Annotated in this window: 2 protein-coding genes and 1 pseudogene; 2 read left to right on the top strand and 1 reads right to left on the bottom strand. The window is 29.1% G+C overall.

What is annotated here, in order from left to right; translation table 11 throughout:
- Positions 1-174 precede the first annotated feature (174 nt).
- Both ACP5GV_RS07980 and ACP5GV_RS07975 read left to right on the top strand, forming a co-directional pair.
- Entirely contained in the window at positions 175-1,068 is an 894-nt protein-coding gene (locus tag ACP5GV_RS07980) for a DUF2797 domain-containing protein (protein WP_428103254.1), read from the top strand.
- 121 nt (positions 1,069-1,189) lie between these two features.
- Positions 1,190-1,930 (top strand): nucleotidyltransferase family protein, encoded by a 741-nt coding sequence (locus ACP5GV_RS07975; protein ID WP_428103252.1) that lies wholly within the window; start codon positions 1,190-1,192, stop codon positions 1,928-1,930.
- A gap of 1 nt (position 1,931) precedes the next feature.
- On the opposite strand, the pseudogene ACP5GV_RS07970 reads toward ACP5GV_RS07975, so the two are convergent.
- Positions 1,932-2,501 (bottom strand): annotated as a pseudogene (locus ACP5GV_RS07970) (ABC transporter substrate-binding protein); the annotation flags it as partial.

The raw sequence follows: 2,501 nt of genomic DNA, 5'->3' as shown, positions 1-2,501 counted from the left end.
CCAAATGCGTATTGGATAATAAAGCCATATATGCATGGATTTAATAATCAAATAAGCTATGAAGAAAACCCAATGATTGGAGGAGGCGGAGACTCATTATATTACTGGTGGGTTAAAGGATAAATACCAATAAAACTTTTATTTTTTAATGTGTCAATTATTTTTTGACAAGAAATGTATGAAAGAGTTATTTTGAGGCTCGTTAAAAAGAAAATAGAAAATGAAGTTAAAGAAGAAGTGAAGCCTGGAAAAGGTATATTATTAGGTAATGAGTCTTTCACCATAAAAACATACGAATCTAATTTAGATTACATGTTGATACAAAAAATTGGATTTCCAGAGGTTTACAAATACAAAGGCCCAATTAAAATTATTGAAAATGACTTAAATAGTTATTGCGAATGGCATAATGGACCTTTAGAAGAGGCAGATGATCCCTCAAAGAGGTTTTATTGTCCAGTTATGTCAGAAGGTTTTTGTAGCAAACATAAAAGAAGTGAAAGGGCAATATATAATTTATGCTTATCATATAGAGGTGAGAAGTCTTTAGAAGCATGCAAAGAAATTGATAATAAAATAAAAGGAGGAGAATATGTAGTTTATTTGGTTGACTTTGGTGAAGATTTACCAAAAGTTGGTACTACAAGGAAATTCAGAATATTAGAAAGAATAGCAGAACAACCTCATATAATAGCAACGCAGATATATATAACTGATAGCTTATATAAAGCAAGATTGATGGAAATTAATATATCAAAAAACAAGTTAGCTAATGAACTGTGGAGACATAAATGGATTCAAACAGAAAGTCTATATAATTCTTTAGTTAGAATGAAAAATTATATTGAGAAAATTTCTAAAAAATTTGATATTTCTAGGGAAGCAGAATTTTTTAGAATAAAGCAACCTAAGATTAATTATATACAAGGTAACATAGAAAACAAGGAACTTGAAATAAAAGGAATTTGGGGCGGTTATTTAATTCTTTATAGTTCAAATTACTATATTTATCGTGAATCCCAGCTATTACATAAAGATAGCATATTTATTGAAAATAAAATCATATAAAACTTAAATAGCAATTTTAGATAAAGATCAATAAATAATAAAAAATTATTTATTAATAATTACAAATTATGCTATATTATAATATTTAAATATTAGATTAAATAATAGATAATCAGGCTAGGTGGAAGTTTTGAATCTTACAGCTGTAATCCCAGCAGGTGGAGAGGGTTCAAGATTCAGGCCATATACAGATATAGTTCCAAAGCCTATGATTCCATTAGGGGATGAAGAAAAGCCTATATTAGATTATGTTGTTCAATATTTAACAAAAAATGGATTTGAGGAAATAATCTTGTTAGTTAATTATAAATGGAAATATATTAAAAATTATTTTGAAGATGGAAAAAGGTATAATACGAATATAAGATATAGCATAGATGACGAAAATTATAGTAATACTGGCGGTTCTCTATTAAAAGCATATAAAAACAATCTTATAAGCTCTAATCCAGTATTGATATGGTATGGAGATATATTAGCCAATCTTAATCCTAAGCATGTAATAGATCTTCAACTTAAAGAAAATTCAGATGCTGTATTAGTTGTTGCAAATAAATATCAAATACCTGTGGGTGTAGCTGAAATAGATAATGATAATAATGTTTTAAGTCTTAAAGAAAAACCATGGTTAAACGTTAAAGTAACTATAGGTATTTTATCTTTAAATATCAATGTTCTAAAAAATGCAGAAAAAGAGCTTGGAACAAAGTTTGACATAATGGGAGATTTAATACCATATATGATAAAAAATAATATGAAAGTAAAAGCCTATATTTATAATAATGATTGGATTGATGTTGGTAGCTTAGAAAGATATAAAAAAATAGATAATAATTTATTGAAAAAGGTAATTAAATTGTAAATTACTTTTCCCACCACCAATATACGGAGTCAACCGCCGCATTGGTTAATGGATTTTCTTCCCATGAAATCTCATTGTTATAGCCGTGGATGTAGGGTTTCAGTACCCACATGTTAGTAGGTTGTATTGTGTATACATACATATATAGGTTTATTGTAAGCTGGTCTACTTGTTTATATAGGTCTAGTGCTTCACTCGTATTTCCTGCAACCTCTGCAGCCATTGCTTTTAATGTTAAATTATTTAGTAAAGAGTAAGTATAGCTTTCATTTGCAAATAAATTTGCTAAATATGTATTGTTTTGTGATGCAAAATAACTACTAACTTCTTTTAAATAGGTTGAATTAAAGCCATCAGGAGCAGCATAAGGTCCCCCTTGTTCGATCATTCCTTGGGCAAATTCTAAAGCCGTAGGAGTTCCTGGAGACCAACCCATATAAAATATAGGCATTGGGTTTTGGCCATACACAGAATCATATGCATACATAGTTACAAATGGCATGTATAAAGGTTGTGCATTTATGTTTGGATCTATTTCATGTAATGCCTGCGCCCACATCTCTGCTGCTGT

Origin of the sequence: Caldisphaera sp. (assembly GCF_049974385.1) — an archaeon.
Classification (GTDB): Archaea; Thermoproteota; Thermoprotei_A; order Sulfolobales; family Acidilobaceae; genus Caldisphaera.
The sequence above is the reverse complement of the archived record's forward strand: the minus strand, read 5'-3'. Positions and strand labels throughout refer to the sequence as shown.

What these genes read in the sequence shown, in the direction of transcription:
- ACP5GV_RS07980 (WP_428103254.1), top strand. Translation starts at nt 175, where the DNA reads ATGTATGAAAGAGTTATTTTGAGGCTCGTTAAAAAGAAAATAGAAAAT.